Here is a 3,475-nt window from a genome sequence, read left to right on the forward strand (position 1 = left end):
GAGGGGTCTTAAATAAATTTTTGCCTATTTTTGAGAACCCATTTCTGACACTTTTATATAAAGGGAAGTCCAAGAATTAGTTTATATGATTAATTAAATTAGTAGCTCATTCTAAAATAACTATGAATTAGAAGAGGTATTAAAGTTCTGAAGTATGGAAGCAACTAAAACGGTAATTCCTTTTTGAGCTGCTTCTTTATTCAATTTCCCTCTTAATTGTTGTTTATTTTGTCCTCCATCAAATAACGTGACAAAACTAGCAAGATAAGTTCCATTTTTTCTAGCATATTTATGAATTGCCTCCCATTGCTTAGCATTCTGTGGAGGTTGTCCCTCTAATCCAAAATAATCCTTAATAACTGTCCTTAAGCTTAATTTAATATCGCCAATCAACCAACTTCGATTACCGTCACTCCGATGACGACGAGGACGACCCGATGTAATGATAAAATCAGGTCTTGATGTGCCTTCAATAACTATACCACTAAATTTATTTTCTGGAGGTTTATAACCACTGTTGATGGCAAATCCACTTAATTTAAGTGCAGGTTCATAATAAATATAATTTAAATAGTTTTCAGGAAAATAATTATTAGTTAGGTTTCTTATCCAATACTCAAAAACTAAACCTCCTTTTATTGAACCTTTTGCACCTCCATAGTAATCCATAGAACTTTTTACAAGATTAGTAATATTTCCTAAGTTTGAGTTAAGGGGAAGAAAATTACCCATAACATCAAAAATGGCATCACTTACAACTTGATTAGCTTTTGCTATTATTTGTTCTTTAACTTCTTGATAGGCATAGGTTTGTGCATCATTAAGTATGTCTTGTATTTTTCGACTAGCACCAACTTCAGTTAAAGTAAACTCCCCACTGGGATCTGAATAAATATGTGGATTATTATAAACAAACTGATAAGGATTAGAACTTTCAGGTTCATACTCAATAATCTCTACAGGATCTCTACTAATAAACCGACCACTTTCAGGGTCATAATATCTCGCTCTAAAATGATACAAATCAGTATTCGATTCTAACCACTGTCCCTGGAACCTAAAATCACCTCCTGTTAACCCTAAATCATTCCCCTGAGAATTCCTTAAATTACCAAAACTATCATACTCAAACTCGGCAATCTCTGCTCCATTTCCATCCGCTAAACCAATCACAGACCCCATCGCATCAGTCAGATAATAAATAGGTTCCCCATTCTCATCTAACCTTAAAATAGGCATCGAACCACTATACACATATCCTGACACAAACTCACCATTTTCATCCGTGATTAAATGAGGGGATTTTAAATCTGTTCCTAGTAGATTCGCTACTAAATAATTTCGTTCCCCTTCACTATCTACAGCTTCAATTCTCCGTCCATTACTATCATATTCATACTCAATTAATACCTCTCCGTTACTATTCGTAATCTTCGTAATTAAATCCGCACTATTATATTCTAAGTTCCAAGTTTTTTATCGCTCAGTTTTCTTTTGCTTGCGCTTCTTTGAAGAGTTGAATAATTTTAGTGTCTTTTGTAATTCATCTCGATTACGTTGTATCTCTTCTTGTTTATTTTTTATAGGTGGTCGTATTTTCTCTGCCAACTCTCGTAATTTTGAAGAAGTTAGAGGAGCTAAATAATCATATATTTCTTTGAGGTCTGGCCTAGTGGCATTCATAAGAGCATAGGCATTTTTACGATTAACAGCATTTACATCTGCTCCCGATTCTACAAGCTTTTTAACAATATCAAGATCCCCAGTATTAACGGCTACCATAAGCGCAGTTGTGTCTTGATCTTCATGGAATCTCATATTTACATCAATGCCAATTTCGATCAAAAAGGATATCGTGTCTAGTTTTCGACGATAAACGGCATTACCAAATATGTGTTCATCTAAGCCGTCTAAACTAGCTCCTGCACTTAACAAAGTCCTGGCAATTTCTACATGGTCTAAGGCAACTGCTACTTGCATTGGAGTAAGACCATTACAATTTTTTTGCTCCAAATTGCATCCACTTTGAAGTAATATCTTGAGAGTGGCTAAATCTCCAGTCTCAATTGCTTTAAATAAAGGGGAGTTTTTTACTTTTTTAGAATCATTAGAAAACATCATGATTGATTTTTGTTACACAATTGGATTAGTTAATAAATGTTTAATCATAAATGGTCAGAAGAAATAAAACAACACCTTTGCTTAGAGCTTCTTTTTGAGCTTGTACAGTTTTTTCTGCAAACTGGGAATCTGCCAGATTATCTTTTTTAAATTGGCGTAAAAATGTTGGATACAAAACAAAAGGCATAGCTTGATATCTAGAAGCATATTCTGCCATTGCATTCCATTGTTTATTGTTAGTTGTAATATCTTTAAGAGCGGCGGCTGTGCTAGCCTTAATATCACCAATAATATAGGATTTTGGATTTTTCTTTTTGAATCCTTTCTTACCACTGCGGGAACGGTATGGATATCCGTCTTTGATAATAAAGTCTGGAGCGGGGTGTGCATAAGCATCTGCTGCTGGCTTGGCACCGAGTTCTTCAGCACTACAGTTTAATCCATTGCTTTTTGGTTTCCCATTGGAAGCTGAAATACGAGGTTCTATCCACAATCGATCAGAAAATCCTATTTCCTCAAAGATATGACATACATTATCTTTAATGAAATTTTCAAAACCTCCTGAAACACCTGATTGCAAATTAGCCCAATTATCAGCTATTGCATTACCTGGTAAAAGTTGATTAATGGTACTTATTAAAAGGTTGCCAATAACTTCACCTGTTTTTTCTCTGATAAAATCTCTAGCTCCATCAATTAAAAAAGTTCTACCGTATTCTAAAATATCCCTCATTGCATTGGCTGCATTAATTTCTGAAATCGTAAACTCCCCACTCGGATCTAAATAAATATGTGGATTATTATAAACAAATTGATAAGGATTAGAACTTTCAGGTTCATACTCAATAATCTCAACAGGATCTCTACTCACAAATCTTCCCGTTTCAGGGTCATAATACCTCGCTCTAAAATGATACAAATCAGTATTTGATTCTAACCACTGTCCCTGGAACCTAAAATCACCTCCTGTTAACCCTAAATCATTCCCTTGAGAATTCCTTAAATTCCCAAAACTATCATACTCAAATTCAGCGATCTCTGCCCCATTTCCATCGGCTAAACCTATTACAGAACCCATCGCATCCGTCAGATAATAAATAGGCTCCCCATTCTCATCTAACCTTAAAATAGGCATCGAACCACTATACACATATCCTGACACAAACTCACCATTTTCATCAGTGATTAAATAAGGAGACTCTAAATCCGTTCCTAGTAGATTCGCCACTAAATAATTTCGTTCCCCTGAACTATCAATAGCTTCAATTCTACGTCCATTACTATCATATTCATACTCAATTAATACCAGAAATGTTGAATGTCTTTAGAAAACTTTACATATCAAATTAGACTA

Annotated in this window: 3 protein-coding genes; all 3 read right to left on the reverse strand. The window is 34.6% G+C overall.

Annotation, left to right across the window (positions count from 1 at the left end; genetic code table 11):
- Nucleotides 1–120: 120 nt before the first annotated feature.
- The 3 genes from P9B04_RS17355 to P9B04_RS17365 all read right to left on the reverse strand — a co-directional run bounded on the left by P9B04_RS17355 (nucleotide 121) and on the right by P9B04_RS17365 (nucleotide 3,349).
- Complete coding sequence (locus tag P9B04_RS17355; RefSeq protein WP_342056235.1) at nucleotides 121–1,266, reverse strand: RHS repeat domain-containing protein; 1,146 nt, start codon at nucleotides 1,264–1,266, stop codon at nucleotides 121–123.
- A gap of 210 nt (nucleotides 1,267–1,476) precedes the next feature.
- Nucleotides 1,477–2,121, reverse strand: coding sequence for an ankyrin repeat domain-containing protein (locus P9B04_RS17360; protein ID WP_342056236.1), 645 nt, complete (start codon nucleotides 2,119–2,121; stop codon nucleotides 1,477–1,479).
- 40 nt (nucleotides 2,122–2,161) lie between these two features.
- Entirely contained in the window at nucleotides 2,162–3,349 is a 1,188-nt protein-coding gene (locus P9B04_RS17365; RefSeq protein WP_342056237.1) for an RHS repeat domain-containing protein, read from the reverse strand.
- Between the last annotated feature and the right edge of the window lie 126 nt (nucleotides 3,350–3,475).

The sequence above is a fragment of the Crocosphaera sp. Alani8 genome (assembly GCF_038442745.1).
Classification (GTDB): domain Bacteria; phylum Cyanobacteriota; class Cyanobacteriia; order Cyanobacteriales; family Microcystaceae; genus Crocosphaera.

Excerpts from the sequence above, each read along its gene's own strand:
- P9B04_RS17360 (WP_342056236.1), bottom strand. The coding sequence starts at position 2,121 with ATGATGTTTTCTAATGATTCTAAAAAAGTAAAAAACTCCCCTTTATTT.